The sequence below is a fragment of the Candidatus Eremiobacterota bacterium genome, from assembly GCA_031082125.1.
Taxonomy (GTDB): Bacteria; Vulcanimicrobiota; CADAWZ01; order CADAWZ01; family Ess09-12; genus Ess09-12.
Window position 1 is genome coordinate 27,801 of the sequence record JAVHLM010000009.1, and the last position, 25,039, is coordinate 52,839.

General features: G+C 54.4%; 26 protein-coding genes. 10 read left to right on the forward strand and 16 right to left on the reverse strand.

The genetic code is table 11. The features are described from left to right. Positions 1–66: 66 nt before the first annotated feature. A complete protein-coding gene (locus RDV48_11980) occupies positions 67–1,932 on the forward strand; it encodes an N-acetylmuramoyl-L-alanine amidase (protein MDQ7823507.1) in 1,866 nt (621 codons plus the stop codon). A gap of 76 nt (positions 1,933–2,008) precedes the next feature. Then, positions 2,009–2,833, forward strand: coding sequence for an undecaprenyl-diphosphatase UppP (gene uppP, locus RDV48_11985; protein MDQ7823508.1), 825 nt, complete (start codon positions 2,009–2,011; stop codon positions 2,831–2,833). 3 nt (positions 2,834–2,836) lie between these two features. Here the strand turns inward: uppP and RDV48_11990 are convergent, their stop codons facing one another. The 6 genes from RDV48_11990 to RDV48_12015 all read right to left on the reverse strand — a co-directional run bounded on the left by RDV48_11990 (position 2,837) and on the right by RDV48_12015 (position 8,046). Next, positions 2,837–4,183, reverse strand: a complete 1,347-nt coding sequence (locus tag RDV48_11990; GenBank protein MDQ7823509.1) for a sigma-54 dependent transcriptional regulator — start codon at positions 4,181–4,183, stop codon at positions 2,837–2,839. 69 nt (positions 4,184–4,252) lie between these two features. Beyond that, a complete protein-coding gene (locus tag RDV48_11995; protein ID MDQ7823510.1) occupies positions 4,253–5,227 on the reverse strand; it encodes a uroporphyrinogen decarboxylase family protein in 975 nt (324 codons plus the stop codon). A gap of 109 nt (positions 5,228–5,336) precedes the next feature. After that, positions 5,337–5,864: a nitroreductase family protein gene (locus RDV48_12000; protein MDQ7823511.1), complete on the reverse strand. Its 528-nt coding sequence runs from the start codon at positions 5,862–5,864 to the stop codon at positions 5,337–5,339. A gap of 152 nt (positions 5,865–6,016) precedes the next feature. Continuing rightward, on the reverse strand, positions 6,017–6,316 hold the full coding sequence (locus tag RDV48_12005; protein MDQ7823512.1) for a hypothetical protein: 300 nt from the start codon (positions 6,314–6,316) through the stop codon (positions 6,017–6,019). Between the two features lie 310 nt (positions 6,317–6,626). Further along, complete coding sequence (locus RDV48_12010) at positions 6,627–7,235, reverse strand: hypothetical protein (protein ID MDQ7823513.1); 609 nt, start codon at positions 7,233–7,235, stop codon at positions 6,627–6,629. Between the two features lie 178 nt (positions 7,236–7,413). Then, positions 7,414–8,046, reverse strand: a complete 633-nt coding sequence (locus RDV48_12015; GenBank protein ID MDQ7823514.1) for a flavodoxin family protein — start codon at positions 8,044–8,046, stop codon at positions 7,414–7,416. Between the two features lie 185 nt (positions 8,047–8,231). On the opposite strand from RDV48_12015, the gene RDV48_12020 reads away from it, so the two are divergent. Next, positions 8,232–8,501 (forward strand): hypothetical protein, encoded by a 270-nt coding sequence (locus RDV48_12020; GenBank protein MDQ7823515.1) that lies wholly within the window; start codon positions 8,232–8,234, stop codon positions 8,499–8,501. Between the two features lie 193 nt (positions 8,502–8,694). Beyond that, positions 8,695–10,050 carry a hypothetical protein gene (locus tag RDV48_12025; GenBank protein ID MDQ7823516.1) on the forward strand — a complete coding sequence of 452 codons (1,356 nt, stop codon included), beginning with the start codon at positions 8,695–8,697 and terminating at the stop codon, positions 10,048–10,050. Here the strand turns inward: RDV48_12025 and RDV48_12030 are convergent. Both RDV48_12030 and RDV48_12035 read right to left on the reverse strand, forming a co-directional pair. After that, positions 10,040–11,551, reverse strand: a complete 1,512-nt coding sequence (locus tag RDV48_12030) for a decarboxylase (GenBank protein ID MDQ7823517.1) — start codon at positions 11,549–11,551, stop codon at positions 10,040–10,042. The genes RDV48_12025 and RDV48_12030 overlap by 11 nt on opposite strands. A gap of 20 nt (positions 11,552–11,571) precedes the next feature. After that, positions 11,572–12,216 (reverse strand): histidine phosphatase family protein, encoded by a 645-nt coding sequence (locus RDV48_12035; GenBank protein MDQ7823518.1) that lies wholly within the window; start codon positions 12,214–12,216, stop codon positions 11,572–11,574. A gap of 149 nt (positions 12,217–12,365) precedes the next feature. Here RDV48_12035 and RDV48_12040 point away from each other — a divergent pair, with 149 nt between their 5' ends. Next, positions 12,366–13,145 (forward strand): HNH endonuclease signature motif containing protein, encoded by a 780-nt coding sequence (locus RDV48_12040; protein ID MDQ7823519.1) that lies wholly within the window; start codon positions 12,366–12,368, stop codon positions 13,143–13,145. A gap of 89 nt (positions 13,146–13,234) precedes the next feature. Here RDV48_12040 and hcp read toward each other — a convergent pair whose 3' ends face one another. Both hcp and RDV48_12050 read right to left on the reverse strand, forming a co-directional pair. Then, on the reverse strand, positions 13,235–14,893 hold the full coding sequence (gene hcp, locus RDV48_12045) for a hydroxylamine reductase (GenBank protein ID MDQ7823520.1): 1,659 nt from the start codon (positions 14,891–14,893) through the stop codon (positions 13,235–13,237). Positions 14,894–14,941: 48 nt separating this feature from the next. Further along, positions 14,942–15,397, reverse strand: a complete 456-nt coding sequence (locus tag RDV48_12050; GenBank protein MDQ7823521.1) for an Rrf2 family transcriptional regulator — start codon at positions 15,395–15,397, stop codon at positions 14,942–14,944. Between the two features lie 213 nt (positions 15,398–15,610). Here RDV48_12050 and RDV48_12055 point away from each other — a divergent pair, with 213 nt between their 5' ends. Next, a complete protein-coding gene (locus tag RDV48_12055; protein ID MDQ7823522.1) occupies positions 15,611–15,742 on the forward strand; it encodes a hypothetical protein in 132 nt (43 codons plus the stop codon). Positions 15,743–15,774: 32 nt separating this feature from the next. Here RDV48_12055 and RDV48_12060 read toward each other — a convergent pair whose 3' ends face one another. Then, a complete protein-coding gene (locus RDV48_12060; GenBank protein ID MDQ7823523.1) occupies positions 15,775–16,314 on the reverse strand; it encodes a methylated-DNA--[protein]-cysteine S-methyltransferase in 540 nt (179 codons plus the stop codon). Positions 16,315–16,613: 299 nt separating this feature from the next. Here RDV48_12060 and RDV48_12065 point away from each other — a divergent pair, with 299 nt between their 5' ends. The 3 genes from RDV48_12065 to mltG all read left to right on the forward strand — a co-directional run bounded on the left by RDV48_12065 (position 16,614) and on the right by mltG (position 19,292). Then, complete coding sequence (locus tag RDV48_12065) at positions 16,614–17,549, forward strand: exopolyphosphatase (protein ID MDQ7823524.1); 936 nt, start codon at positions 16,614–16,616, stop codon at positions 17,547–17,549. 106 nt (positions 17,550–17,655) lie between these two features. Further along, positions 17,656–18,081, forward strand: a complete 426-nt coding sequence (locus RDV48_12070) for a PilZ domain-containing protein (protein ID MDQ7823525.1) — start codon at positions 17,656–17,658, stop codon at positions 18,079–18,081. A gap of 185 nt (positions 18,082–18,266) precedes the next feature. Continuing rightward, on the forward strand, positions 18,267–19,292 hold the full coding sequence (gene mltG / locus RDV48_12075; GenBank protein ID MDQ7823526.1) for an endolytic transglycosylase MltG: 1,026 nt from the start codon (positions 18,267–18,269) through the stop codon (positions 19,290–19,292). A 70-nt stretch (positions 19,293–19,362) separates the two neighbouring features. Here mltG and RDV48_12080 read toward each other — a convergent pair whose 3' ends face one another. Further along, positions 19,363–19,578, reverse strand: coding sequence for a hypothetical protein (locus RDV48_12080; protein MDQ7823527.1), 216 nt, complete (start codon positions 19,576–19,578; stop codon positions 19,363–19,365). Positions 19,579–19,722: 144 nt separating this feature from the next. Beyond that, on the reverse strand, positions 19,723–20,496 hold the full coding sequence (locus RDV48_12085; GenBank protein MDQ7823528.1) for a hypothetical protein: 774 nt from the start codon (positions 20,494–20,496) through the stop codon (positions 19,723–19,725). A gap of 118 nt (positions 20,497–20,614) precedes the next feature. Between RDV48_12085 and RDV48_12090 the strand changes: the two genes are divergently transcribed. Further along, on the forward strand, positions 20,615–21,544 hold the full coding sequence (locus tag RDV48_12090; protein MDQ7823529.1) for a hypothetical protein: 930 nt from the start codon (positions 20,615–20,617) through the stop codon (positions 21,542–21,544). 33 nt (positions 21,545–21,577) lie between these two features. Here the strand turns inward: RDV48_12090 and RDV48_12095 are convergent, their stop codons facing one another. The 3 genes from RDV48_12095 to RDV48_12105 all read right to left on the reverse strand — a co-directional run bounded on the left by RDV48_12095 (position 21,578) and on the right by RDV48_12105 (position 24,859). Beyond that, positions 21,578–22,396: a PAC2 family protein gene (locus tag RDV48_12095; GenBank protein MDQ7823530.1), complete on the reverse strand. Its 819-nt coding sequence runs from the start codon at positions 22,394–22,396 to the stop codon at positions 21,578–21,580. Further along, entirely contained in the window at positions 22,377–23,315 is a 939-nt protein-coding gene (locus RDV48_12100; GenBank protein ID MDQ7823531.1) for a PAC2 family protein, read from the reverse strand. Before RDV48_12100 ends, RDV48_12095 begins: the two co-directional genes overlap by 20 nt. 71 nt (positions 23,316–23,386) lie before the next feature. Next, complete coding sequence (locus RDV48_12105) at positions 23,387–24,859, reverse strand: glycerate kinase (protein ID MDQ7823532.1); 1,473 nt, start codon at positions 24,857–24,859, stop codon at positions 23,387–23,389. Between the last annotated feature and the right edge of the window lie 180 nt (positions 24,860–25,039).

The following is a 25,039-nucleotide window of genomic DNA, read 5'->3' on the forward strand; positions in this document are numbered from 1 at the left end:
TGTAACTATTAAGCCATGCAAGGAAGGGTTCCAGGATACCGGGGTTCAGGGAGCGGCCTGTGCCGTATGGCATTGTTTCTTATCCTGGCCCTTTTTCCTGTCTTTTCTTCCATGGCCGCATGGCCCCAGGCTGACGGAGGTGCCTTGCCTGCCGGCTCATCACCCTCTCCTGGCGGCGCCCTCCAGGAGGAGCTGCTGCCAGGCTCTCTCGATGATGCCCTCAAGTCGCTGAGCCTGGAAAAAGGGACACTGGAGCTGGTGGTCTGCGGGAAGCCCCTGCACCTGCCCGTGGTGATCCAGAAAAAATATAACGATATTTATATGAACCTTGACGACAGGGAGGTGAAGGCCCTCTTTGCCGCACTGGCAGCAGGCCTGGAAACAGAGAGCCAGAACAGGATTATCACCGTGCAGAGAACTGGTGTGCCCAAGAGCGAAGAGATCGCCACGGTGAAGGAAGCTGAATATACCTCGGGTACCACGACGGTCCGTCTCTCGCCGCCTCCCTTTGTCGCAAGAGGCTTAACCTTTCTGGCCCTCAAGCATGTGCCGCTCCTCACGGGGGGCCTCCTCTCCCGGGACAAAAAGAAAGGCCTTTACTACCTCGATCCCACCCTTACTTCAATCACGGTCACCCCCGGGAAAAAACATTATTTCCTGAGGATGGCGGGCACGGCCTCTTTCAGGCAGGCGCCCTTCATCCTGAAAAATCCCAGGCGCTATGTCATTGACCTCGTCAATATCCATCTCTCCGAGGGCCTCCTCCAGATGCCCCAGAAAGAGATTTTTCACGAAGCCATCGGCAAGATAACTTTCAGCCAGAATGAAGTGAACCCCAACAGGGTCAGGGTCGTCATCCCCCTGGCCGAAGGGATGGAGGTGCGGCTCAATCCCCCGCAGGGAAAGAACAGTGCCGAGGTGATGCTCACCCCCAGAAGCCCCAGTTCGGTCTGCTCCAGCTTCTCGCTCCAGACCGTCTCGGCCATCAGGATGGAAGTCAAGGGAAAAGAGTCGAAGGTGCTGGTGAACGTGAGCGGGCCCGTGGAATACGAGTGGCACCGCTTCAAACCTCCGGACAACAGGTTTTTTGTTGACCTCCACAAGGCCCGGCTCCTGGGGAAAAAGCAGACCCTCAAAACCGACAACCCCCTTATCGAGGAGATCAGGATTGCCCAGTTCCAGGACAAGCCGGAGCCTGTCGTGAGGATCGCCATCGAGCTCAAGGAGCACTATCTCTGCAAGTTTGCCCCGCCTTCCCCCGGAACGAAACAGGTGGCTCTCGTCATCTCCCATGAGCTCATCAACCTTGACGATGCGGTGATGGACGGGAACGGTGTCACGTCCTATCCCAGGCCGGGAAAGAAAATCATCTGCATCGACCCTGGCCACGGAGGCTATGACTCAGGTGCCGTGAATGCCTCGCTGGGGCTCTGCGAGAAGACCGTGACGCTGGACATCGCGAAAAGGCTCTCGGCCCTCCTTGCGGAGCGCGGATGGAACGTGGTCCTTACAAGAAGCACCGACAGGGATGTCAGTTATTACGGCTCCACGGACCTGGAGGAGCTGAGCGCCCGCGTCAAGGTGGCAAAAGAAATGAAGGCCGATATCTTTATAAGCATTCACTGCGATGCCTCGTCAAATACGGCGGTGCGCGGAATATCGACACACTGGTACAAGGAGCACGACAACCCCCTTGCGGCGGCGCTGCACCAGAGGATGCTCGAAGAGCTTCAGAACAGGGACCGGAAGATCCATAAGAACCGCTTCTACGTGCTCTCTCACAGCTCAATGCCCTCAGCTCTCGTGGAGACTGCCTTCATAAGCAACGCCGGAGACGCCTCGAAGCTTAACTCGCCCGACTACCGCGGGAGAATCGCAAAAGCCCTCGCCGGGGGCATTGAGCTCTATTTCAGGCTCCATCCTAAAAAATAATTCTTCCCCGGAAGGGAAAGTCATCAGACCATGTAATTATATATAATCTCAGCAACGCAGTAATTGAGGTGGATCAATGAACTTCATCGAAGCGGTCATCCTGGGAATAGTGCAGGGGCTCACGGAATTTCTCCCCATCAGCTCTTCGGCCCATCTTCTCATTGTCCCCAAGGTGGCAGGATGGGACTACTTTGGCAAGGATTTTGACATTGCCCTCCACCTTGGCACCTTCATCGGGCTTGTGTATTATTACAGAACACAGGTGATAGACCTTATTGATAATTTCGTAAAGAGCCTGAGCTCCCTCAGGGCTATCCCGGGCGACCCCGAGCTGCGCCTTCCCTGGCTCATCCTCATAAGCTCCGTCCCTGCAGGCTTTGTGGGGTTTCTTTTCGGAGATTATATCGAGGAGAGGTTCAGCGGGATCGTCTCTATCGCCATATTTCTCATCGTATTCGGCATCGTGCTCGGCCTTGCCGAGGCCCGGGGGCGCCAGGAGAAGGACGTTGAGAATCTCACCATAATGGATGCAGTGATAGTCGGCATATTTCAGGCGGCAGCGCTCTTACCAGGTGTGTCCCGCTCGGGGATCACCATGACGAGCGGGCTTTTCCTGGGCATGAAAAAGGACAGCGCGGCAAACTACTCTTTTCTCATCTCCCTCCCCGTGATCGGGGGCGCCGCCTGCTATTCCCTTTTCAAGATAATCTCCCATCCTCAGATGGTCTCCTCATGGCCCCTCTTCATCACGGGAATCGCCGCGGCGGCTCTGAGCGGTTACGGGGTGATCCGTTTCCTTCTTGAATACCTGAAAACAGGAACCTTCCTGGTTTTCACGTATTACCGGATTGTCCTGGGGATACTGCTTCTCGTGCTCTCCTTCACCGGTGTCGTCCGCTAAAGCTCACTGCTCCAGGTTGTGCTCAACGAGCTTCTTTCTGAGCGTCTTGCGGTCCACCCCGAGAATCTCTGCGGCCTTGGTCTTGTTCCCCTTCACACTCATGAGCACCTTGTGGATATACTGGGCTGTCACCTCATCAAGGCTCATCCTGAGGTTCACTTTTTCCATTGAGAAAGTGTGCTTGTACGCGACGAGCTCAGGCACATCTATCACTGCCTTGTCGTTCTTGCCCACGATAAACTCCACGAACTGCTCAAGGTCCCTCACGTTGCCGGGCCAGTCATGGCTCTTGAGAATATCAAGGGCATTCTGGGAGAAGCGGGGTATCTGCCGGTGAATCAGCTTGGAGTAGATGGCGGCGAAATGCTCGGCAAGGAGCTCCACGTCGCCCTGACGCTCCCTGAGGGGCGGAACATTGATTGTCATGAAGTTCATTCGGAAATAGAGGTCTTCCCTGAAGAGCTTCTTTTTCACCATGCCCAGAATATCCCTTGTGCTTGAAGCTATGATGCGGAAAGGAGGCCTCACAATTTTTTCATTGCTCTCGGTAATAATCTTCTTTTCCTTCAGGAGCCTGACCAGGATTGCCTGTACAGGTGCAGTGAGGTTTGATATGTTCCTGAAAAAGAGTGTTGAGGGGGGTGTCAATGGCGCAGACGCCTCATCCTTTATCTCGGCGGCCCTGGCAAGCGCGCAGCTCACATAGGAAGCAAGGGTGCCTTCGGCAAGCTTCTCGACGATGGTGCTGCAGTTCACCGAAATAAAGGGGGCAGGAGCCTGGGAGCTCGAATAATGGATTACCCTTGCCACGAGCTCCTTCCCTGCGCCATGCTCTCCCATAATGAGCACTGGCTCTATAGCCATGGCGGCTTTGACAATATCACCATAGAGAACCCGCATATTCTCAGAGCTTCCGGTCATACCGTAACTCTCGTAGGAGGGAAGCCCCTCCTCTGTCCTGTCACCGCGGCGGGCCCTCAGGCGCTCCGCAAGGCGGTTTACCGAGGAGATAAGCTCATCGCCGGTAAAGGGCTTGGTAAGATATTCCTCTGCTCCTATCTTCACGGCCTGCACGGCACCCTCAATGGAGGGATAGCCTGTAATCACCATCACTTCAATATCACGGTAATTGCTCCGTATGTGCCTCATCAGATCGAAGCCGCTCACCTTCGGCATCTTGAGATCGGTGATGACAATGTCGAAAGGCTTGGTCTCAAGTATCTTTATCGCATCAACTACGTTGGTGGCCGTATAAACCCTGAATCCTCTCGGCGACAGTATCTTCTTGATGACATCAAGCACCACGGCTTCGTCATCTACGACAAGGATTTTTTCTTCATTTTCCGTCACGCCCTTACCTCCTTGGCTCCATTGTAGAGAGACATAACTCGGTTCACTTCGCCCGCATCGGGAAAAATATTACTGGCAGCTTCCCCTTATATCTTTCAGGATCCCTTCGTGATAGGCATGAAAGGTGCAGCCCGGTGCGAGGACAGCTCTGTGGCCCGATGTCTCTCTCTTGAACTCCCCGACTTCCTTTCTTACCATATCCATATTCGCCTCATCGGAAAGCAAACCCTGCGTTATGCCTCCCATGATGATTCTCTCCGTGAGCGCTTTTATCTCTCCGGGCGAGGGATTGGAACGATCCTTCCAGTCCCAGCTGAAGGCATCCACAGGGTAATCGAGGAGATCCCTCAGCCTGTTGGTGCCTTTGCAGACATGGAGGATCAGGAACAGGCTCTTTTCCCTCAGGCCTTTGAGAAGTTCCACGTCAAATGTCCGGCTGTACTTCTCATAAGTCTCGCGGTCCATAAGGCTACCGTCACCCCATTCGGTGGTGGCGTAAAAAAAGCCATCGCACCCTTCGCGGAGGCACTCGGTGGCATAAGCGGCAACAGACCTGAAGATAAGCTCAAGACCCTTAAATACAGTATCAGGCGAATCACCAAGGTACCGCTTCAGCACCTCGGGCCCGCCGCAAAGCCTGTGGGCATAGGAGAGAGGGTTAAAGAGCGTCATCACGAGAGGCGTGTCGGGGAGACGGCCCCGAAGTCCCTTTATGAGCCTGAGATGATCGCCCCTGACACCCTCACGGGGACCAGGCTCTTCAAGAGAGAGAAAATCCCGGACCTGCTTCACCCTGAAATCAACAAGATCCTGGTGCCTGTCATCATATTTGCGGTAACGGTTTCCCCAGTCCTCAAGAAAAAATATCGAGCTGGGGTTTATTTTTACAAAATCCCAGTGAAAAGTCTCCTGGAACATCACGGTCTTTTCCAACAGTTTTTCCCAGTGCTGCTCCTCATGGTAAAAATGTCCCCAGAACGACGCAAGGCAGCGCTCTACAGGCTCACCTCTCAGAAAAGCCTTCAGAGTTTCAAGCTTGTTCAATGCTCCTCCATCTCTTGTCTCTTGCAGTGCGTTTCTCCCCAATCAATTTGTCACGCGGGGAGAATTTCCTTCATGGGGCTCCGGGAATACTTTTATCCAGAGCCTGCTCTCAGCTCCACTTTTCGCAAGCTGTTATCTCTTCAAGCTTCTTTCTCGCCTCTACAGGCTTGAAGGCAGCACTCTCGAGGGGATAGCCGAGGGGAATGAGGGCGACGACCTTGATCTCTTCAGGGATCCCCAGAATCTCCTTTACTGCTTTATGGTCAAAAGCGCCGATCCAGCAGGTACCGAGACCCTCATTCCTCGCTGCGAGAGTGAGGTGATCGACAGCGATTGAGACATCGATAAGCACGCTGAACTCTCCCATGAACCCGCCCCTGTTCGAAGTGAGGGGAAGACCGCAGGCGACAATGAGGAGAGGTGCTTCAGCGATAAAAGCCTGTTTGTTGCATGCCGCCACGAGCTGCTGCCTCACCGCTTTATCCCTTGTGATGACAAACTTCCAGGGCTGCCTGTTGCTTCCGCTCGGAGCAATGCGCACCGCCTCGAGGACCCTTGCAAGGATTTCCTCCGGCACTGCGTCTGGCCTGTATTTTCTTATGCTTCTTCTTGTGCTCATCACTTCATAGAGTTCCATAAAACCTCCCCGATGCTGCTTCTCTCTCCCTCTCTGTTTCTCAGTTTCCCGCAAAAGTCCTCTCCACAAAAAAAGAGGCCCTCCCGGACCGGGAAGGCTTGAAACTTAAGCGCTCTGCGCCTACAAGGAGAGGTCATTCAGAGAAATAACCTTTAAGCCCGTGCATAAGCAGTAGCCATATACCCTGGAGCCTGGTAACCTCCTGATCCCTGCATCGATTGGAGCTGCTCCATCATCTCGTTGAGCATCGTCACCTGATCGGTGTTCGACGACGTGTTCTGACCGCCCTGGAGGCCGTTGAGCTGCTGCTGGATCTGCTCCATCATCTGCTTGAGCTCCTCATGCTCCTCTTTTTCATCCTCACGGTTCTCCTGCATCTGGTTGCTCATATTTCCCATCTGCATGAGCGCTGCTATCCCCAACCCTATTCCAAGTGCCGCTGCTGCCTTCATTTTGATTACCTCCTTACATATTCCCCTGTGCTTGCAATCATTTATCCTCTTCTGCTTCATATATCACCCATTTTAAAGGGATGGTAAAGTTTAAATTGTAAAAAATCAGTTAACTCTAAATTGCCAACATGTTAATATAAAGGCGAAAATGGCAATATTTTTTCGAAATAAGCCAATTTTGTTGCATATTTGTTACTATTATTGCTAATTTGTTAAATTTCTTACTTTTTCTTGCTATTTGTTAAAATTTCTCATTTACCAGGGGTGGGATGGGGAAGGAAGGGGCGGGGTGAGATGATGGGCTTCCGTCTTATGCTTCAATTGCCTTGTGACTCATCGGCAGTGCCGACAGTACTCCCTCGATCTCCTCAATATTGCTCTCTATCACTTCGCCTGCGAGGCCGATATAATCATTCCCCTCCTGCATCTTCAGGACTCCGCGCAGAAGCGCTTCCCCCTCCCCGCACCCGAGAAAACCCTCCACATCACAGAGGCCCTCCTCGAAGAGCATCGCGCCTTTCCCCAGCAGGTAGAGCATCTGGCGACAGCATTCGACGGCCTTGTTTTCCCTGAGGGCTACCTCAAACCTGTCCTGTATGGCGGGGAGCTCCTTCTCCCTGAAGAGGGAAAACCGGTCTCTTGTGCCCATGAAAGCAGAGACAACAGCATCCTGCGCCGCCTCGCCTTTCGTAAACTGCCAGGCTGCCTCAAGCAAGGGCCTTATAAGATCAGTATCATATGCACGGGCGGGGGATGGATAGTGAAGCCTCCGGCCGCCGCCGCCGTCAGTAACGTCAAAGAGCGATGTGGCAGGCCTGCCGGCGGTATCGGCCGAGAAGCGCGGGAGGGGTATCCTGCAGCGGATGCAGAATTTTATGCATGGATCATCATAGGTAATGCCGCATTTCACACACATCATAGTGTTACACCTTTTCCTTTCCCTGCCCTGGCATGCCATCCTATACCGACAAGGGGGCACTTTTTAAAGGAAAAAATGTAAAAAATCGGTAACATTTCTATTACCGATTTTATTTTTATCGTGACGATCCTGTAATAACCGCCACTTCTGTGCCTGGCTCGCCTCTCTGTTCTGAGATTTACATCACAAGCCATTCGCCAAGGCGCCGGGCCTTTTTCTCATAACAAACCACTCCCCTCTTGTATACATCGCCTGCATAGAGGGTTCCCATCACCCGGGCGTTGAGGCTTCCTACCAGGATATCCTTGATGAGGGGTGTGGCCTGATCGCACCACATCCTTAAAAGTGGCGGCACAGAGCCTGAGCTGACAATGATTATGGCATTCCTCTTTCTTGTGGACCTCGGTGCAGGGCACCCCTTGACGGGCTTCTCACCGGGGTAGGCAAAGATATAGACAATCCTCTCAAGAAAGGTCTTCATGACTGCCGTTACACTGGCCATATTTACCGGCGTGCCAAATATGAAGGCATCGGCTTTCTCAATAAGAGGGTACAGCTCCTGCATATCATCGTCAATGGCGCAGCGGGCCCTGCTCTTGCAGGGATCGTCATTCCTGCATACATTGCAGTTACGGCAATATTCTATCTTTTTTTCAATAAGGAGCACCTTTTCAGCTTTCACCGAGCCATTGAGAGCCATGGCTCCTTCAACAGCCCTGTCAATAAGTGTGTCAATTGTCTTTCCCTTTCTGTAACTCCCCGATATCGCCAGGATGTTGAAATCCTTCCCGCTTTCCCTCACTGCTTCCATTACCGCACCCCCTCACATGAATTTTTCAATTCCGTCGCACCCCGTCTCAGGCTTCGGAACAAGGCATGACAAGTGAGAGTATTCACAGGGGACACAAAGACTTCCTTCTTCTCCACCGGCCGACTTCCTGCACTCCCGCAGCCGTCAGCCGGACAGTAAAAAACGCCTTCAGCAGACAATGGAATATGTATGATATCTCACAGCCTGTGCTGCCCTGGAATGATATACTTGAGGAGAAAGGAGGTGTTCTCCCCGTGGAAAGAGAGCATACCCCGGGAATGGCTGAGCCTGAGGAGCCAGGCATTGATATTCTGCAAGAGAGCGGGCTTATTGTGAGCTTCCTTGGAGTGGTTATGGCGAAGCCGCCGCTCGCCAGCGTGACAGTGGAACCGGCTGCATATCTCCAAGAGAGCGCCGTAAGGCTGAGAGAAGCTGATGCACTTTCGCTGAATTAATTCCCGCCATCATACACGATACCTTATATCATAGCCGGGGAGCCTGTGCATATCGCAGGCTCCCTTCACTCTGCCCTGCCGCCTCTCCGCGCAGAGTTGCCCGCCGGAGCCCTTTCTGCTACAATATCATCAAGGCCTCGCGGGGACTCCGCCCGGTGGGGATTTCTGACAACAGCGCCAAAGAGGTACATGAATGGCAGGACAATTCACCGTTAAAGACAGCACAAAGATTGCTGTTATCGGTGCAGGCCCGGCAGGCAGCCTTTTTTCCATAATGATGCTCACAGAAAGCCGCCTGAAAGGCATAAATCCCTCCGTGACCATTTTTGATTCCAAGGATTTCAAGCAGAAGGGGCCGCGGGGCTGCAACATGTGCGCCGGCGTCCTCGGGAGGGCCATTACTTCCAGGCTGGAAGGCCTTCAGATGGATCTTTCAGAGGTAGTGCAGCGCACCATACTGGGCTATTTTCTCCACACACCCTCGGGATCGCTCTTTCTCGAGAGCAGCGACAGGGAGGCCGACAGCCTCATATACACTGTATACAGGGGAGCAGGCCCCTTCATAGATGACCCCGACAAGCCCGTGGTGAGCTTTGACCAGTTCCTTCTCGAGAAAGCCATAGCGCTCGGCGCCCGCCTCATGGAGAAAAGAGTGAAAGAAGTGGCCGCACCCGGCAGGGGTCTTGAAAAAATTGAGGTAAAATGGGATGAAGGCATGGAAGCCTTTGACGTGGTGATAGGCGCCTTCGGGGTGAACAGCAACCTGCTGGGCAAATTTGCCGCCATGGGCTTCGGCTACGTGCCCCCCTCTCTCTGGCAGACCTGCCAGGCAGAAATAAGGCTTGACCCCGAGTATATAAGCAAGAGGCTTATGGACATGATCCATATTTTCGCCCTCGGCATCGAGAAAATAAACTACATGGCCTTCACACCCAAGCATCATTACCTTACGGCAACGGCCGTAGGGAAAGACGTGAAGAGGGAGAACCTTGTGAAGGTCCTGTCCCATCCCCTCTTAAAGCGGCTTCTTAACATCGAATATGACATATCGTGTCACTGCCACCCCCGCCTTCCCGTGAGCTCGGCAAGGAAGCCCTTCAGGGACAGGGTGGTGATGATAGGCGACGCAAGCTTCAGCCGGTATCTCAAGAATGGCATTGAGAGCGCTTTCCTCACCTCCTCGCTGGCCGTGAAGACGATGTTGGCAAAGGGATTCAGCGAGGATGCCTTCAGGGAGATTTATTTCCGGCAGTGCATGGAGCTTTTTCACAGAGACAATCACTATGGAAGGCTCCTTATCAATGCTGCCGACATAGTATGGAAAGTGCCCTTCTTCCACCGCATACATATGGAGGCGGCCTTTGAGGAACTCGGGAAAAGTGATAAGGTCCTCAATTCCCTTTTATGGGATGTCCTTACAGGGGAGACACCCTACAGGGACACTTTCAGGCGCCTCCACTCAGCGGGGGTCATCAAGGGCTTTGCAAGACAGTTCCTGAAGTCCCTCGAGAGAAAGCCCCGGAAAAACCAGGAAAAGCTTACTCCCTGAGCAGGGCTCCCTCTCCCCTGAAGGCTTCCATGTCGGGAGCTTCAGAAACCAGCCTGAATATCTGCCTGTAAGTATCCCTCTTTTTCAGCAGGCAGAGACTTCCGTCAGCGTTTACCAGAACCCTGTCTGGCCGGGGGAACGAGTTGGCATTGGCTGCCATGAACGAGGAGTTGTATGCCCCCGTGTCCCTGATAATCACCACATCACCTCTGGCAGGGGCCCTCTGGAAGGAGACCTTGTACCGCGACAGCATATCTCCGGAAAAGCAGAGGTTTCCTCCCACGAATGCCTCAAAGGGACTCTTATCGTGGCGCCTGTGATCACCGGCAATCATCCAGCGCCTCAGGATCAGCTCGGTGAGGGCCTCACAATGGTCAAGGACGCCCATCTCGATGAGCAGAAGATTATGATGGCCTGCCACTCTCTTCACAAGGCTCACTTTTGCGAGGGTGACACCGGCATCCTCGACGATGCTTCTTCCCGGCTCGATGATGAGGAGAGGCCTTCCCAGCCCTTTCAGGGCCTCGGTGGCCCTGAGGGATTTTCCCCTTACCTCGATGGTGCTTTGCAGGATGGCTCCGAGCATTTTCTCTTTCCCGTACGGCGTATGGAACTTCTCGCCGCGCCACCTGTCAAGATTCACCGTTCCGTCGGCCTCGCCCATGAAGCCGGCAGGGCTGTTGTGCCATACGTATATCCTGCTCATGTCACCGGAAAGAGCTTTCCTGTAACCTTCGGTCACCCTAGCGAGGACCTGGTTCCATTCACCAGCACCAAGGTAGGAGACAGGAAAGCCTCCCCCTATATTGATGACAGTGCAGGGGAAGCCATGGTCTTTCAGGAGATGGCTCATTTCCACCATTTTTCCCAGTACCGCGATATAAGGCTCCAGGTCGGCAATCTGCGATCCTATGTGGGTGTGAAAGCCGCAGAAGTTCACCGGCAGGTCCTCTCCCAGGGAACTTATAAAGGAAGGGATATCCCTGAGGGGGACACCGAATTTGGTCCATGTGCCGGCGGTGAAAACGGCGAGGGCCGTGGCTTCCTCTATGGGGTAGCCGCTTATACGCACTACCACGTCGGTTTTTTTCCCAAGCGACGAGGCAATGCCGCAGATAGTGCGGAACTCCTCGATGCTGTCTGCCACTATGAGCATCCCCTTTGAAACGGCCTCTCGGATGAGGCGATCCTCCTTGCAGTTGCCGTTGAGATCGATCATCGAGGGAGGAATGCCTGCCTCAAGGGCCATGCGGGCCTCGTTATAGGAGGCCACATCGGCCCCCGCGCCCTCCTCCCTGATCAAGGGCAGGACTGCGGCGCAGGCTTTTGCGGCAAAACAGATTTTCCCATGGGGATAATGCTCCTGGAACACTTTTCTGAAAGCCCTCACATTGGCCTTAACGGAAGGGCCGAAGAGCACATGGAGGGGAAGCTTGAAGCGCCTGGTCCACCAGCAGAGAGGGTAGCCGGCGATCAGGAGCTCATACCTGCCTTGGTTCATGGTTGTCACGCTCCTTGCCCTCAGGCATCCTTGCCGATAGGCTCGCATTCAAGGGACTTCAGGTGGCCTGTATCATTAAGGCTCACCACTACGGCCTCTCCATCATCCTCAGGGAACTGTATGATGTTGATACAGGCATTGTCCTGGCGGATCTGCCAGAAATGGCTGTTGGAGAGCCCAAGGAGGGCCAGCACCATCACCTTGGTCACTACGCGGTGGCTTACCACGCAGAGGACCTCTCCTTCAGCCTCGCCCAGCACTCGCTTAAGTCCCCGGAGAGCGCGACGCCTGAGTATGGCCAGCGATTCGCCGCCCGGTATCCTGAACTTGTGGGGAGTCTCCATCCAGCACCGGAAGCCCTCTGGAAAGAGCCTTTCCACTTCCGCCATGGGCATCCCCTCCCAGTCGCCGCAGTCCACATCGTTAAAAGCCTCCTCGGGTATCAGGGGGACCCTGTGGCGGGCGGCAAGAGGCTTGGCGGTCTGGATGGCACGCTTGAGGGGGCTTGATATTACTGCATAGAGTGGGGCATCTTTCAAAGCGCGGCCAACTGCATTGGCCTGTGCAAGGCCCCGCTCATTAAGGGCAATGTCCGCCCTGCCCCTGAAAACCTCGAATCGGTTCCACTCTGTTTCCCCATGCCGGACAAGGTAAAGAGTTTTCATGATACTCCACTCAATTCCCCTTTCATCACCCTTTTCCTGCCGGAAGCCTTGACAGGAGAGGGAAGGTGCCCTATAATTAAACTGCAACATAAAAATGTAACCAGTTTTTACTGGATATTAAAGGTGCGGAGCACCGGGAGGGGAACGCCATGGATCGCGTAACCACGGGGACAACGTCCGAAGCCCAGCCTTACCAGGGTGTACAGCAGGGAAGGGTGAACCGGCAGGCAGAGAGGGACTCACAGGCAGCGGCGGCTGCGCTCCCTCCCGTGGAGCAGCCCTCTTCACCGCAGGTCTCCTCGCTCCACTCTTTTTTCAACAAGGTCCTTGACACCATTGACCGCCTGCGCCATCCCGGAGGCCTCCCCGACATCCAGCGCCAGGGAGAGGAAGCCCAGAGCAGGCAGCGGAATGCCCCGGCCCAGTCAGCCGCTGCCCCTGCCGATGCGGAGGGCGGGAGAGCTGCTGACGAGGTGACCCTTCCTTACGGGGGCGGCACTGTCACCCTCAAGGGGATGAAAATGATAGACCTTGCCTATACCAAGAGACCTGATGCAGAGCACAAGGAGCTCCGTAAGCAATTTGACGGCCATGTGCGCAAGCAGTTCCTCAGGAGCCTTGCTGCCGATCCCGCCAAGGAAGCCGGCCTCAGGAAAGCGGGGCTCAAGGACAGCGATATCCAGATGCTCCGTGATGGCAAGGTGCCGCCGGGTTTCCAGGTCCACCACAAGGTCCCTCTCGATGATATGGGCACCAATGACTTTGACAACCTCGTGCTTATCCACAACAAACCTGAGCATACGTCAATCACCAGTTACCAGAACCGCATGACGGCGGGAATGGTTGATGGGGACACGAAACAGATGAAATGGCCCGTGCCCCTTGGCTTCGTCTATCCGCCCGACACCGGCATGGTGAGCGAGCACTGAGCAAGAGCGAGAAGACATTATGAGATGACAAAGGGAGAAGCGGAATCCGCTTCTCCCTTGCTTTCCGGGATATCCTGTCGCCTCCAGGCTCAGCTTACCGTGCCGGCGCCAAGTATGGCCTTGAGATCATCATCGGCAGTCGTAGTGGGCATTATATTGAACTTCTCCACAAGCATCTTCAGCCCGTCAGGCGTAATGAATGCCGGAAGCGTGGGCCCGAGCCTTATATTCCTTATCCCGAGCGAGAGAAGGGAAAGGAGCACCACGACGGCCTTCTGCTCATACCATGAGATGATGAGCGAGAGGGGCAGGTCGTTGACCCCCACGTTGAAGGCTTTCGAGAGGGCGAGGGCGATCTGAACCGCCGAGTATGAGTCGTTGCACTGCCCGATGTCAAGAAGCCTCGGGATGCCGCCGATATCGCCATAGTCTTTCTTGTTGAAGCGGTATTTTCCGCAGGCAAGAGTGAGTATCACCGAGTCCTTGGGTACCTTCTCAGCGAACTCCGTGAAGTAGTTCCTCCCCGGCTTTGCGCCGTCACAGCCGCCTATGAGGAAGAAATGCCTGATTTTTCCTGCTTTCACGGCATCAATCACTGCGCCTGCCACGCCCATCACTGCATTGTGCCCGAAGCCCACGGTGATCTCTGCGGCAGGTCCGTCTTCTGCAAAGCCTTCTGCCTTGAGGGCGGCCTCTATGACGGGAGCAAAATTCCTGTCCGATATGTGGGTTACGCCGGGCCACGCCACGAGGCCTGTGGTGAAGATCCTTCCCTTGTAGGAATCCTTGGGCTTCTGGATGCAGTTGGTTGTCATCAGAATGGCGCCGGGGAAACGGTCAAACTCCTCGCGCTGGTTCTGCCAGGCGCTCCCATAGTTCCCTGCCAGGTGGCGGTATTTCTTGAGGCCGGGGTACCCATGGGCGGGAAGCATCTCCCCGTGGGTATAGACATTGATTCCTTTCCCTTCCGTCTGCTTGAGAAGCTCCTCCAGATCGAGGAGATCATGGCCCGAAATCAGTATGGCCTTTCCTTTCAGCGGCTCAACCCTCACCTTGGTAGGCACGGGGTGGCCGTAAGCACCGGTGTTTGCCTTGTCCAGGAGCTCCATGACCCTGAGGTTCACCTCGCCGCACCTCAGGCACAGGCCCACAAGCGCATCGGGCGCCTGCTCCTTTCTGGCAAGGTAATCGAGGGCCTCATGGACAAAGGCGTAGACGGCTTCGTCCTCCTGCCCGAGGATCTGGGCGTGATCGGCATAGGCGCAGAGCCCCTTGATACCGTAGGTGAGGAGCTCCTGAAGGCTTGAGATCTCCTTGCCGAGTTGCTCCATCCTCCTGGTAATACTGACCTCTTTTCCCTGCTCCACAAGGCCTTCAAGTGCAGCGGCAGGGTTCCATTCCGCGGGGCCGCCAAGGGCCTCAGGGGTCTTTCCTTCTCTCCTGCAGGCTTCCTGATAAAGCTTCCTGGCCTTGTCGCGGAGCGCCGACGCTTTCCTGAGGAGCGCCTCATGCCTCAGGGGATCGAAGTTCACGTTGGTAATAGTAGAGAACATTCCCTCAAGGGTAAATACATTCACCTCCCTGTCGCTCACGCCAAATGAGCGCATTCTGTGGGCATACATCGAGAGCCCCTTGAGTGAATGGATGAGGAGATCAATGAGATCGGCCGTCTGCTCATCCTTTCCGCACACGCCCTGGACGGTGCACCCCGTCCCTTTTGCTGTCTGCTCGCACTGAAAACAGAACATACCACATACCTCCTTTATTTTATTTGATATCTTAAAGAAACCTTAAGCTCAGTAACGCTCACGGGCCTTCCCCGCATGCTCCTCTATCCTGGCGCGGAAGAGGCCGGCAAGGTCCGCCAGGTGGGTCCTCTCGAAATAATCTCTCACAAGTCCATCAATCTGCACAAGGAGCGATCCCATGAGACACTTGTCACCGCAGGACCGTTTCTCAGAGAGCAGGCAGGCCGACATGTCCATGGGGCCTTCAATGGCTTCATAGACGTGAAGGAGCGTGACCTTCCTGGTGTCCTTCCCAATCCTGTATCCTCCCGAAGGGCCGCGCTCCGCCTTCACAAGGCCTGCCTTTGCAAGGCGCTGCATCACCTTGGAGAGATGGTTCTCCGAAACCTCGAGCATCTGAGAAATCTGGTGAGCCGTGAAAAGCTTCTGAGGGTCGGCGGCCATGAGCACCATGGTATGGAATGCAATTGACGCAGCTTCTGAAACCCTCAAAATGTGTGACATCAAGACTCCTTTGTAGAATTCTGGTATTTATTTACTTGATTACCATAATAACAGATATCCCCACCTTTGTCAAGGAGAAATAAAGAACATCCAAAAACGCTGGAACTCAAGGCCGGGCACTCAGTCGGCCGGCAGCAGGATTTTTGTCACCATAGAAGAGAAGACCATGATGATCTCAGATCCTTGCTCCTGCAGGGGAAACAAGGAGGCACGATGGGCTCCGGGAAATTCAGGGGATTTTCCATAAAGACACAGGATTTCTTTGCAGGCCTAAAAGAGCATACGGAGCGCGCGCGCTCCCGCAATCTCGAGCTTTACCGTGATGACGATCTGCCCGTTTACTGACCTGAGAGGGGGCTTCAGGACTCTATCGCTCCTCAGAGCTTCACGCCCTCTCTGGACAGGAGGCTCAGCTTGGTGAAAACTCCGCCGTAGGCAGAGAAACCTCCAGGACTTTTCCCCGAAGATATGACCCGGTGGCAGGGAATCACCAGGGGAAGGGGGTTCTTTGCCATCGCCTGCCCTACAGCTCTCGCCGCACGGGGATTACCGCACTGCCTGGCAAGCTGACTGTAAGTGATGACCGTCCCCGGCGGTACCTTCTTCAGTCTCTGATAAACTTTCCGGTGAAATGGGGGCACTCCGGCAAGATCGAGGGGGATCCCGGTGAAATCGGTTTTCCCTGTTGAAAGAAGTGTCCTTATCGCTGTCACCGCCCTATTTATCCATTGAGGAGCATCCTGAAGGGAGGTAATGGCAGCAGCGCGGGCAAGATCCCCTGCCACCTCCCGGGGATCTGCCCCGGGGAGCATGAGGCTCACGAGGCCCGCGGGGCTCCATGCCAGTCCGCAGACACCAATGTCGGTCTCAATAAGAATGCCCCTCATCTCGCCCCTTCTCCCTTGAGCTCTCTTCATTTCTTTTCCCTGTCCTTTCCTGATGGCAATTTTCTTAAACGGCAGAGCCGTGAGGTGAAACTCCGTACTCATTCTCCATTCTGTATCCTCCTGAAGCATACCTTTTCCTGAAGTGCACCGGTGATGAAGGGGGCAGGCCGCGGTATTTCATCTATTGGAATAGAATTATTTTTCTGGTAAAATAATAAGAGGTGTTACGAAGAAAATTGTGAATATATATATTTGCGCCATGCAGGTCAGGACATGAGGGCAGGCTTCTCTCTGTCCTCTCACCTGCCCGCCAGAGAGGGCTCATAGCGATGCGGCTTGTAACGCGCTCGGACTTTGACGGACTGATATGCGCCGTGCTCCTCAAGGAAGCCGGCGTCATTGACCATTACAAGTTTGTCCATCCCAAGGATATCCAGGACGGGATCGTGCCCATAAGCGAGAATGACGTGCTTACCAACATCCCTTACTGGCCCGGCTGCGGCCTCTGGTTTGACCACCACTCCTCCGAGGATGATGTGACCTCCCTTTTCGCCGCCGACTTCAAGGGTGCCTCGAGGCCCGAGAAGAGCTGTGCCCGTATCGTCTATGATTATTTCGGCGGGAAAAAGAAATTCAAGAAGTTTGCCAAGATGATTGAAGCCGTGGACAAGAGCGATTCGGGAGATCTCACTTCAGAGGAGATCAAGAATCCTTCCGGGTGGATCCTGCTTTCCTTCATCATGGATCCCAGGACAGGCCTTGGAAAATACAAGGATTACCGCATCAGCAACTACCAGCTGATGCAGGATCTCATTGAATACTGCCGCACCCTTCCCATAGAAGAAATCCTGGCCCACCCCGATGTCCAGGAGCGCATCAGCCGCTACAGGACCGACCAGGAGCACTACATTGACATGCTCAAGGGGTGCTCAAAGCTCTATGGCAGCTGCCTGGTAATTGATTTACGCCCGGTGAAGACCACTCCGGCGGGAAACCGCTTCATTGAATACATGCTTTTCCCTGAATGCAATGTCTCCATGAGAGTGATCTGGGGTCTCACGAAAAACATTGTGGTGTTATGCATGGGACACAGCATTCTCAACAAGAGCTGCACCATTGACGTCGGCAACATTGCGAAACAGTACGGCGGAGGCGGCCATTTCAAGGTGGCCACGTGCCAGATCCCGGAAAGCAATGCTGACGATATACTTGATGAGGTCATCGACTACATGGTGAAACATGGACCGCCTGCCACGGTTCAGTGACCCTGCGCATTCCATGGCTCCATGAAAAGGCACGGCAGGATTCACGCAAAGGCAGAGTCTCCGCCAAAACAGGAGTAAGAATCTCAGCACACGGGAGGAACAAGGCATGTGGCCCTTTGTGAAAAAAAAGGAGCAGTCCGCGCAGGAGAAACAGGAAAACCCAGAAGACCGGAGGAGACTGGCCAGGATCGACATGATCCTCACTGTCAACTGCCACCTGCCAGGCGAACAGGAGCTCTTCAGGATCTCCACTGAAAACGTCAATGTCCTGGGGATCAAGTTCGTCTCACCCGTGGAGCTGAAAGAGCTCCAGGATCTGGATATGAAGATTCTCCTCCAGTCGAATTTCCCCACGATCAACGTGAAAGGGCGGGTCGTCTGGGTAATCAAGAAGGCCACAGACAAAAAAACAATCTATATAGGCGGTATAGAGTTCTTCCCTTATGACGAGGAGGAAAAAAAGTTCTTCCAGAAGTTTATCGACAAGCACGTTACCGGAGAATTTGAAATTCCTCCGCAGAAACGGCCTTAAGAGGGTCCTTTGGGCCATCCCTCAGGGCTTGCAATGGCCTGCTTTCCCGGCAGGCCATTCTTCCATGCGGCCAGTTCCTCTCCCGAAAACCTTGCAGGCTTATTCCTTCCACCGGACGGCATGAAGGAAGCCTTGAAACAAGGTCGAAGCAAGTATGGCATGCCGGGAGAAAGGGGAATTCTTTCATGCGGGCGATGTCAGTTATATTGAAAGTTCTGGCCTTTATCCTCCTGGGTGCTCTTCTCGCCGGACTTGGCTTTGCCGCGGGAATGGGCACCGGCATCTACCTGTCTCTCAAACCTTCAGGCACAGGGCCTCCGGTGAGGCTTGAAATCCCCAAGGGCGCCACGGCCGGAGAGGTTGCTGCAGCTCTCGAGCGTGAAGGCGTGATTGAAAACAGGCTCCTCTTCCGCCTCACCATGAAACTTGCCGGGGCCGAGGCCTCACTCAAGCCCGGCTGCTACCTTGTGGACCCCCGCGAGAACATGATGGAAATCGTCAACCAGTTCCGCAAGGGAAGCTTCAGGCTCCGCCTCGTGACAATTCCCGAGGGCCTCACGCTCAAGGAAGTGGCTCAGATCCTGGAAAAAAACGGCGTGGCAAAAGCCTCTGAGGTGCTCAGGACCGCCAAGGAGAGTGAATTCTCCCTGGGAGGGAAGAAGCTCCCGGACATCGAGGGCTATCTTCTCCCCAACACCTATGATATCCCCGATTTCTTCACCACCAAAGAAGTGCTTGAGACCATGCTCAAGGCCTTTGAGACCAGTGTGCTTCCCCTTTACGAGCGGAACAGGGGAAAGCTCCCCTACAAGCTCACCCTCAGGCAGGTAGTCATTCTGGCATCAATGGTTGAAAGGGAGGCCCAGGTCCCCTCTGAGCGCCCCGTCATCGCCATGGTCTATTACAACAGGCTCAGGCGGGGCATGAGGATGGAGTGCGACGCCACAATTCAGTTCGCCCTCGGGAAGCCCAGGGCAATCCTGAAGCTGAGCGACCTCAAGCTTCAGTCGCCTTACAATACCTACCTCCATGACGGCCTCCCCCCGGGACCCATTGCCAACCCGGGAATCGACTGCATCAGGGCCGCCATCGAGCCTGCCCGCAATGACTACCTTTACTACGTGCGCAATGACGTGAAAAATGACGGAAGCCATGTCTTTTCGCGGACATTTGCCGAGCACAACGAAGCCATCAGCAAATATCAGCGCTGAGACAGGGCCCATGAAAAGCAAAAAGCCGTGCCAGGGCACGGCCGATAAGCCATTAGAGTGAGCAGGCAGGCTAGCCCATCATGCCGGAGGCTTCACGGGAAAAAGATGAGCTGTCATTCGAGCTGCTCCCTGCTGTCAGAAATGCCTGCTGGCGCTGCATGTTCTGGGCAAACCTCGATGCCGACGCCTGCTGCACCGACTGCATGTACTCGGAGAATCCTTCCTTGTTTGCCTTTATTATGGCCTGTATCCCTTCGGTCAGTCCCTTTTCTCCATCTTCAGCCATGATATGCCCCCCTCGTCCGATTGGTTTTTGTCCTTCACCATGGATATCTCGCATGGTCCTCAAATCACCCTGAAAAGAGCTTCAAAAAAAGCTGAAATTGTTACCAGGGAGAGAATATTCTGTAAACAATTTCAGGAGCCTCTCTTACAGAATCCCCTGCTCTTTCGCCCACTTGACGAAATCCTGAACCTGCATCCTCAGGAGCTTCTCTGCATCGGCTTTCTTGTAGCCTTCAGGCATGGGATCATAGAAGACGGCTGCATTCAGTGTGCCTTCCTTAAGAAAGCCCTGGCGCACCGACTCGGCAAAAGCCTTATAATTCACCTCGGTGACCAGTCCTTTATCAATCTTGTCAATCTTTTCATATTCCCTTGCCGGGACATATTCATAGGCAAGATTGTGCTTTGTGTCAAGGCCGTCAGCCACGAGGGGAACTTTTTCCTTTCCCGCTGCCCCTTCTACAACAGCCCCGCCGACTGCCACCTTGTGCCTGTCAAAGCTCACTCCGCTTTTCCTGAGCTCATTCTCGATGATATTCCTGGCTTCATCCTCGGTGAGCGTGGTAAGAGGCCTTGCCGCTATCCCTCCCGATGATCCCCTTCCTTCCCCGCGGGCAAATAAGGGTGCCACCAGCACTCCTTTTTCCGCCGCGGCGAGCAGAAAAGTCCAGGCATCCCCTGTCCCCTGGCGGCCACAGCCTTCTTTACCGGCAATGGCAGAGGGCGGCTTCATTATCGAAGAGATAACGTCCTGAGCAGCGGCACCTTCCCATGCAAGGGCGGAGAAGGCGAGAGCCGCACCGGCTACCAGCGCTTTCCTCCTCCAGGAGACCGGGAGAGGTGAAAAGCGGGCCCCGGGGCCTCCCTCAAGCCGGGGATAGCGCGCCTCGTCATATGAATTCACAGGCCTGACATTCATGAAAGAGCCCCCCTTCTTCTCTGCATTCTCTCATCAGGTACCTATTAAATTTTTCTCCCTGTACAATATTGTCCTGCTTTTCCCCGTTATTATCCAAAAGCAGGCAGGGAGGTGCTCAATGATGAAAAAAGCCCCGTTTTTTCTGGTTCTTGTGCTCTGCGTCATTATTATCACATGCTGCATCACCATTGCAGATAACGAGAAAAAGACCCATGCTCCGGGGATTTCCCCGTCATCGGAAGACAGGGGGGCGCCGCAGGGGCCGGGCGGCGAATTTCATGCGGTCATGCAGGAAATCCAGATCCTGAACCTGGTCAACGGGCTCTATCTCAAGGAGGAACAGATCACCAGGCTCCTCCCCCTTATCAAGGAGTATTCCTGCGTCTCACTTGAGGAGCGCACTCATTTCAGTAACAATGAACAAGAGCATATAGGGGTAATGAAAAAGGTAAGAGATGAGCTGATGGCGGGCGAAGACCTCACTGCCGCGACGGCACGGTCCCTGGGACAGATCGAAAGGAGCGCCCAGGAGGCAAGGTACAGCTTTGTACAGAGAAAAGAGGAGCTTGCCGGGAAAGCCCTCGCCATCCTCACCGAGAACCAGAAGGTGCTTGTGGGCCAGTACCGGCCATGCATCGCCCCCCAGAGAAGCACAACGAATCCCGAAAGGATTGGCCAGTCAGGTTCGGGAGAGTTCCTTGAAAAGGTCCTCAACGATGCCAGGTCTATCCCCGAAGAGGAGTATCCCCGCTTCAGGGAGCATTTCCTGGCCGAGACAAAGAGAATGATAATCCTCCATGAGGGTGAGGAGAAGGCCGGGGAAGAGACACAGAAGCTGGGGGAGACGCTTGACAGGGCAAGGAAGCTGAATGACAAGGAATTTGAGCTCAAGAAGCCTGAGCTCATGGCAGGCATCGGACCGGGCAAAGGCACCGTGACATCCTCAGACGGCGAAAAGGCACTCCGTGAGAACCTTGAACACTTTATCCTTTCAGAAAGAGCATATGGAATCTTGAAAATCCGGGCACAGGGAGCGGCACGCCATTAAATCAGCCTGCATGAAGGTCCTTCACCGCCGGGATTACGAGGAGAGAGCCTCTTCAACCTCACCGGCAAGCTGGTAGGTCTCCTCATCAGTGAGGATGAGGTTTGTTTCAAGGCGCTGGATGCTTTCATTGACGGAAGGGGAGCGCTCGCGGAGATCCTGAAGCCTCCTGTTCTGCTCCCTTATCTCGATATCAACTTCGCCGTAATCAATTTCAAGCTTGAAGCGCCGCTGGAAGAACTGGAGAAGGGACTTTTCGGCTCTCGGATCGCCCACGTTGGCGAGATAAAAGGGAATGGTGACCCAGAGGTTCACACCCGGTATTGATCGCTGCTGGGCAGCCCATATAAGAAAGGAGCTGAGAGTGGGGCGCTGATCAGAATCCTGCTGATAGTCCACGTCTTTGCTTACGCCGAATACATCAAGCTTTTTCTTGATGTCCTGGGAGGTGAATATCCCGAAAATCTCACGGGGCGTGGTATGGGCGCTCACCGAGACCATGCGCCCGACAGTATAAAGCTCCTGCACTTTGCAGCGCTCCTCTGCCACGTCAAGAACGGTGGTAAGAAAGCGGTACCATTCGTACTGGGGAGGCTGCGACTCAAAAAGCACCACTTCACCGCTGCCGGCGTAGAAGACGCTTTCTGGTATATGGGCGACATCATCCCGTACATGCACGTTATCCAGGGGGAAAAAGCCCACAGGGTCGAGCTTGCAGAAAGGCATGCCTCCTATGGCTTTTCTGAGAGCCTTGACGACCATGGAAAGGCTCCGCGCATCCTCGTTCCAGAAGGCGCACACCGACGAGGCCTGAATGTCAGTATTGCTGAGAATCTTATAGGGCCCCTTCTTCATCGCCTGTTCCTCCCTGCTTGAAGAACCTTTCTATCTCTTCTATGGCTTTCCTGGCGTCATCACCGGTAAACTGCCCGTCGGAGGGCTTGGGGGTCTTGAGCTGTTCAAGGCCCTCGGTGACTCCTTTCCTTATCTGCGTGGGGAGAGACTTGCTGAATTCCTCCATCAGCTCCTCAACTCTCTCATGGATCTTCAGGGCCCACTGGTCAAGAGGGCCGTAATCCACCTCCAGGCCTGTCATCAGGGAAAGCACCTCCAGCACGGATTTCGATGCCTGAGGATAGGGAAGCATGAGACCCTGGAGATAGACCGGTATCTCGCCCATAAGGCAGAAGGCTTCCATCTCCTGCTCCTTTGCTACACCGAGAAGGAGCCCGTTGAGGCCCGAAATAGCCCCCTGCCTCTTTCTCCCGTGCACATCTGACATAAGAATCGTGTTGGGGAGATGCCTCACCTCTTTAAGAAGCCCTTCCTGATTAGTCACGGCCCACACACGGGGCTGCGTCGTATGATGTACCAGTGACACGGCAGCCCCCGAGGTGAATACTCTCCGGCAGCCGAGCTTTTTAGCGATTTCCATGACAATATGAGCCATGTCATAGGCTTTTCTTCCGCCCGCATAGCGCCTGATGCCTTCGTTTGGCTGCTCTTCGCCCACAAAGAACACAATGTCCCTCTCCTTGAACCTCTTGTAGTAGAATATGCTTGAAGGGAAATTGAGCTTCTCCAGGATTCCCGCCTTCACGGAGATACCCCTGGGATAAAAGAAGTCCCATGGCTCAATTTCAGCACAGGCTTTGGCATCAAGCTGCTTTCTTGCGTAGTCAACGGCTATCAGGCCTATATTCCCTATGCCGGGCCAGCTCGCCACAAGCACAGGGTCCCGGAGCTTCGGCCTTCCTAACATTCTGTAGCTCATCACTCATCTCCGTTCATTATGGCAGGTTGGATTTCCCGATTGAATTCCTTTCTATTGTAGCATATTTATTTTTAAAACACAAAGAGAAAGGCGAGGTCGTTCACATTAGTGCCCGTAGGGCCTGTTACCATGAGATCTCCAGCCTCTGCAAGGTAGCGGTAAGAGTCATTGGCCTGGAGACAGTCGGCGATTTCAAGCCCCAGTGCCTTTCCCCGGAGCGCTGTCTCGCCGTCAACAAGGCCCCCTGCAGCATCAGTGGGGCCATCGCTTCCATCGGTTGCGCAGCTCACCAGGACGACATTCCCAAGGCCTTCAAGGCCTTCCGCCGCGGCAAGGGCAAGCTCCTGGTTCCTTCCCCCCATACCCCTCCCCACCACCCTCACCGTCGTTTCCCCTCCTGCCGCTATAAAGGCAGGTGCTGGCAGAGGATTTCCCGATGAGCATATTTCGCGGGCAATTGCCACCATCACATGCGCCACCTCTCTTGCCTCACCTTCAATGAAAGACGTGAGCATCAATGTGTTGAAGCCCAGAGCCGATGCCTTTTCTGCGGCTGCGGAGAGGGCCTGCCTGTTGTCGCCGATAATGACATTCTGGACGTGGGCAAAAATCGGGTCCTGCTGCCGCGGGTTTTCAGGAACTTCACCTTTGCGCCCTTTCGTAAGGTGATCTACGACAGCTTGAGGCAGCATATCTTTTATACCATAGAGCCTGATAATATCAAGGGCGTTTTCAAATGAGCTCTCATCGGGAAATGTCGGCCCCGATGCTATCACCTCAAGGGGATTCCCTACGACATCGGAGAGGATCAGGGATATAAGCGGCGATGGAGAGGCATGCCTGGCCAGTTTACCGCCTTTGACCCTGCAGAGGTGCTTTCTCACGCAGTTGATGTCACTGATAGGGGCGCCACATCTCAGGAGCGTGGAGGAGACTGCCTGGAGATCCTCAATAGTGAGGCCTTCTTCTGGAAAGGTGAGCAGGGCCGAGGCGCCCCCCGAGAGGAGGCAGATGAGCAGGTCCCGCTCCGTGGAGCCGTCAAGGAGAGAGAGAATTTTCTTCGTGCCCCAGGCGGAATTCTCATCAGGCAGAGGATGCCCTCCCCTGCAGAGTGTCACATTGCCACAGGGTGTGGAAGCCATATCCTTTACCATAACGAGGCCGACCGTTATCCTGTCTCCCAGGATCTCGACGAGGGCTTCGGTCATCTGCGCTCCCGCCTTCCCTCCCCCCACGACGATGACTCTTTCATACTTTGTGAGGTCATAGGGCTTCTCATCGACGAAGAGAGAGGCGCCTTCCATCCTGACATGGCTCAGAAGAGCCCTGCGGGGCGATGCGGCCCGAAGGGCCTCCGATACCACCTCAAGGGCAGTCCTGCGCTCCTTTTCATTCCTTCTTCCCCGGTAGAGCCCTTCCGCTATCTGTCCGTAAACAGGAGCCTCCTCCGGCGGAACTGCCGCCGTGCCTGAAATTTTAGTGCCTGCTTTTATTATTTTGACCGCTCCATGAAAATCCTCCCCATACCGGCAGGATACCCCCATATGTTACAATCCTGTAATAAAAGCCATGATTCCCAATTCCACGTGCTTCCAATGCCTGAAACCTTATCTTTCCCTTTCCTTATAACATTCAAATGCACCCTGGAATGGTGAAAAGCACCATGATTACTTTACTTTTCAGTGATTTTATGGGATAATAAAAGTGGATTGATCTACCTTGTT

Coding starts and splice junctions, on each gene's coding strand:
- RDV48_12055 (MDQ7823522.1), top strand. CDS start 15,611: ATGGGCTCCGGGAAATTCAGGGGATTTTCCATAAAGACACAGGATTTC.
- RDV48_12060 (MDQ7823523.1), bottom strand. CDS start 16,314: ATGAAGAGAGCTCAAGGGAGAAGGGGCGAGATGAGGGGCATTCTTATT.
- RDV48_12030 (MDQ7823517.1), bottom strand. CDS start 11,551: ATGAACCAAGGCAGGTATGAGCTCCTGATCGCCGGCTACCCTCTCTGC.
- RDV48_12010 (MDQ7823513.1), bottom strand. CDS start 7,235: ATGATGTGTGTGAAATGCGGCATTACCTATGATGATCCATGCATAAAA.
- RDV48_12080 (MDQ7823527.1), bottom strand. CDS start 19,578: ATGGCTGAAGATGGAGAAAAGGGACTGACCGAAGGGATACAGGCCATA.
- RDV48_11980 (MDQ7823507.1), top strand. CDS start 67: ATGGCATTGTTTCTTATCCTGGCCCTTTTTCCTGTCTTTTCTTCCATG.
- RDV48_12090 (MDQ7823529.1), top strand. CDS start 20,615: ATGATGAAAAAAGCCCCGTTTTTTCTGGTTCTTGTGCTCTGCGTCATT.
- RDV48_12005 (MDQ7823512.1), bottom strand. CDS start 6,316: ATGAAGGCAGCAGCGGCACTTGGAATAGGGTTGGGGATAGCAGCGCTC.
- uppP (MDQ7823508.1), top strand. CDS start 2,009: ATGAACTTCATCGAAGCGGTCATCCTGGGAATAGTGCAGGGGCTCACG.
- RDV48_12105 (MDQ7823532.1), bottom strand. CDS start 24,859: ATGGGGGTATCCTGCCGGTATGGGGAGGATTTTCATGGAGCGGTCAAA.
- RDV48_12040 (MDQ7823519.1), top strand. CDS start 12,366: ATGGATCGCGTAACCACGGGGACAACGTCCGAAGCCCAGCCTTACCAG.
- RDV48_12020 (MDQ7823515.1), top strand. CDS start 8,232: ATGTATGATATCTCACAGCCTGTGCTGCCCTGGAATGATATACTTGAG.
- RDV48_12065 (MDQ7823524.1), top strand. CDS start 16,614: ATGCGGCTTGTAACGCGCTCGGACTTTGACGGACTGATATGCGCCGTG.
- hcp (MDQ7823520.1), bottom strand. CDS start 14,893: ATGTTCTGTTTTCAGTGCGAGCAGACAGCAAAAGGGACGGGGTGCACC.
- RDV48_12025 (MDQ7823516.1), top strand. CDS start 8,695: ATGGCAGGACAATTCACCGTTAAAGACAGCACAAAGATTGCTGTTATC.
- RDV48_12095 (MDQ7823530.1), bottom strand. CDS start 22,396: ATGAAGAAGGGGCCCTATAAGATTCTCAGCAATACTGACATTCAGGCC.
- RDV48_12050 (MDQ7823521.1), bottom strand. CDS start 15,397: ATGTCACACATTTTGAGGGTTTCAGAAGCTGCGTCAATTGCATTCCAT.
- RDV48_12070 (MDQ7823525.1), top strand. CDS start 17,656: ATGTGGCCCTTTGTGAAAAAAAAGGAGCAGTCCGCGCAGGAGAAACAG.
- RDV48_12085 (MDQ7823528.1), bottom strand. CDS start 20,496: ATGAATGTCAGGCCTGTGAATTCATATGACGAGGCGCGCTATCCCCGG.
- RDV48_12100 (MDQ7823531.1), bottom strand. CDS start 23,315: ATGAGCTACAGAATGTTAGGAAGGCCGAAGCTCCGGGACCCTGTGCTT.
- RDV48_12015 (MDQ7823514.1), bottom strand. CDS start 8,046: ATGGAAGCAGTGAGGGAAAGCGGGAAGGATTTCAACATCCTGGCGATA.
- RDV48_12000 (MDQ7823511.1), bottom strand. CDS start 5,864: ATGGAACTCTATGAAGTGATGAGCACAAGAAGAAGCATAAGAAAATAC.
- mltG (MDQ7823526.1), top strand. CDS start 18,267: ATGCGGGCGATGTCAGTTATATTGAAAGTTCTGGCCTTTATCCTCCTG.
- RDV48_12035 (MDQ7823518.1), bottom strand. CDS start 12,216: ATGAAAACTCTTTACCTTGTCCGGCATGGGGAAACAGAGTGGAACCGA.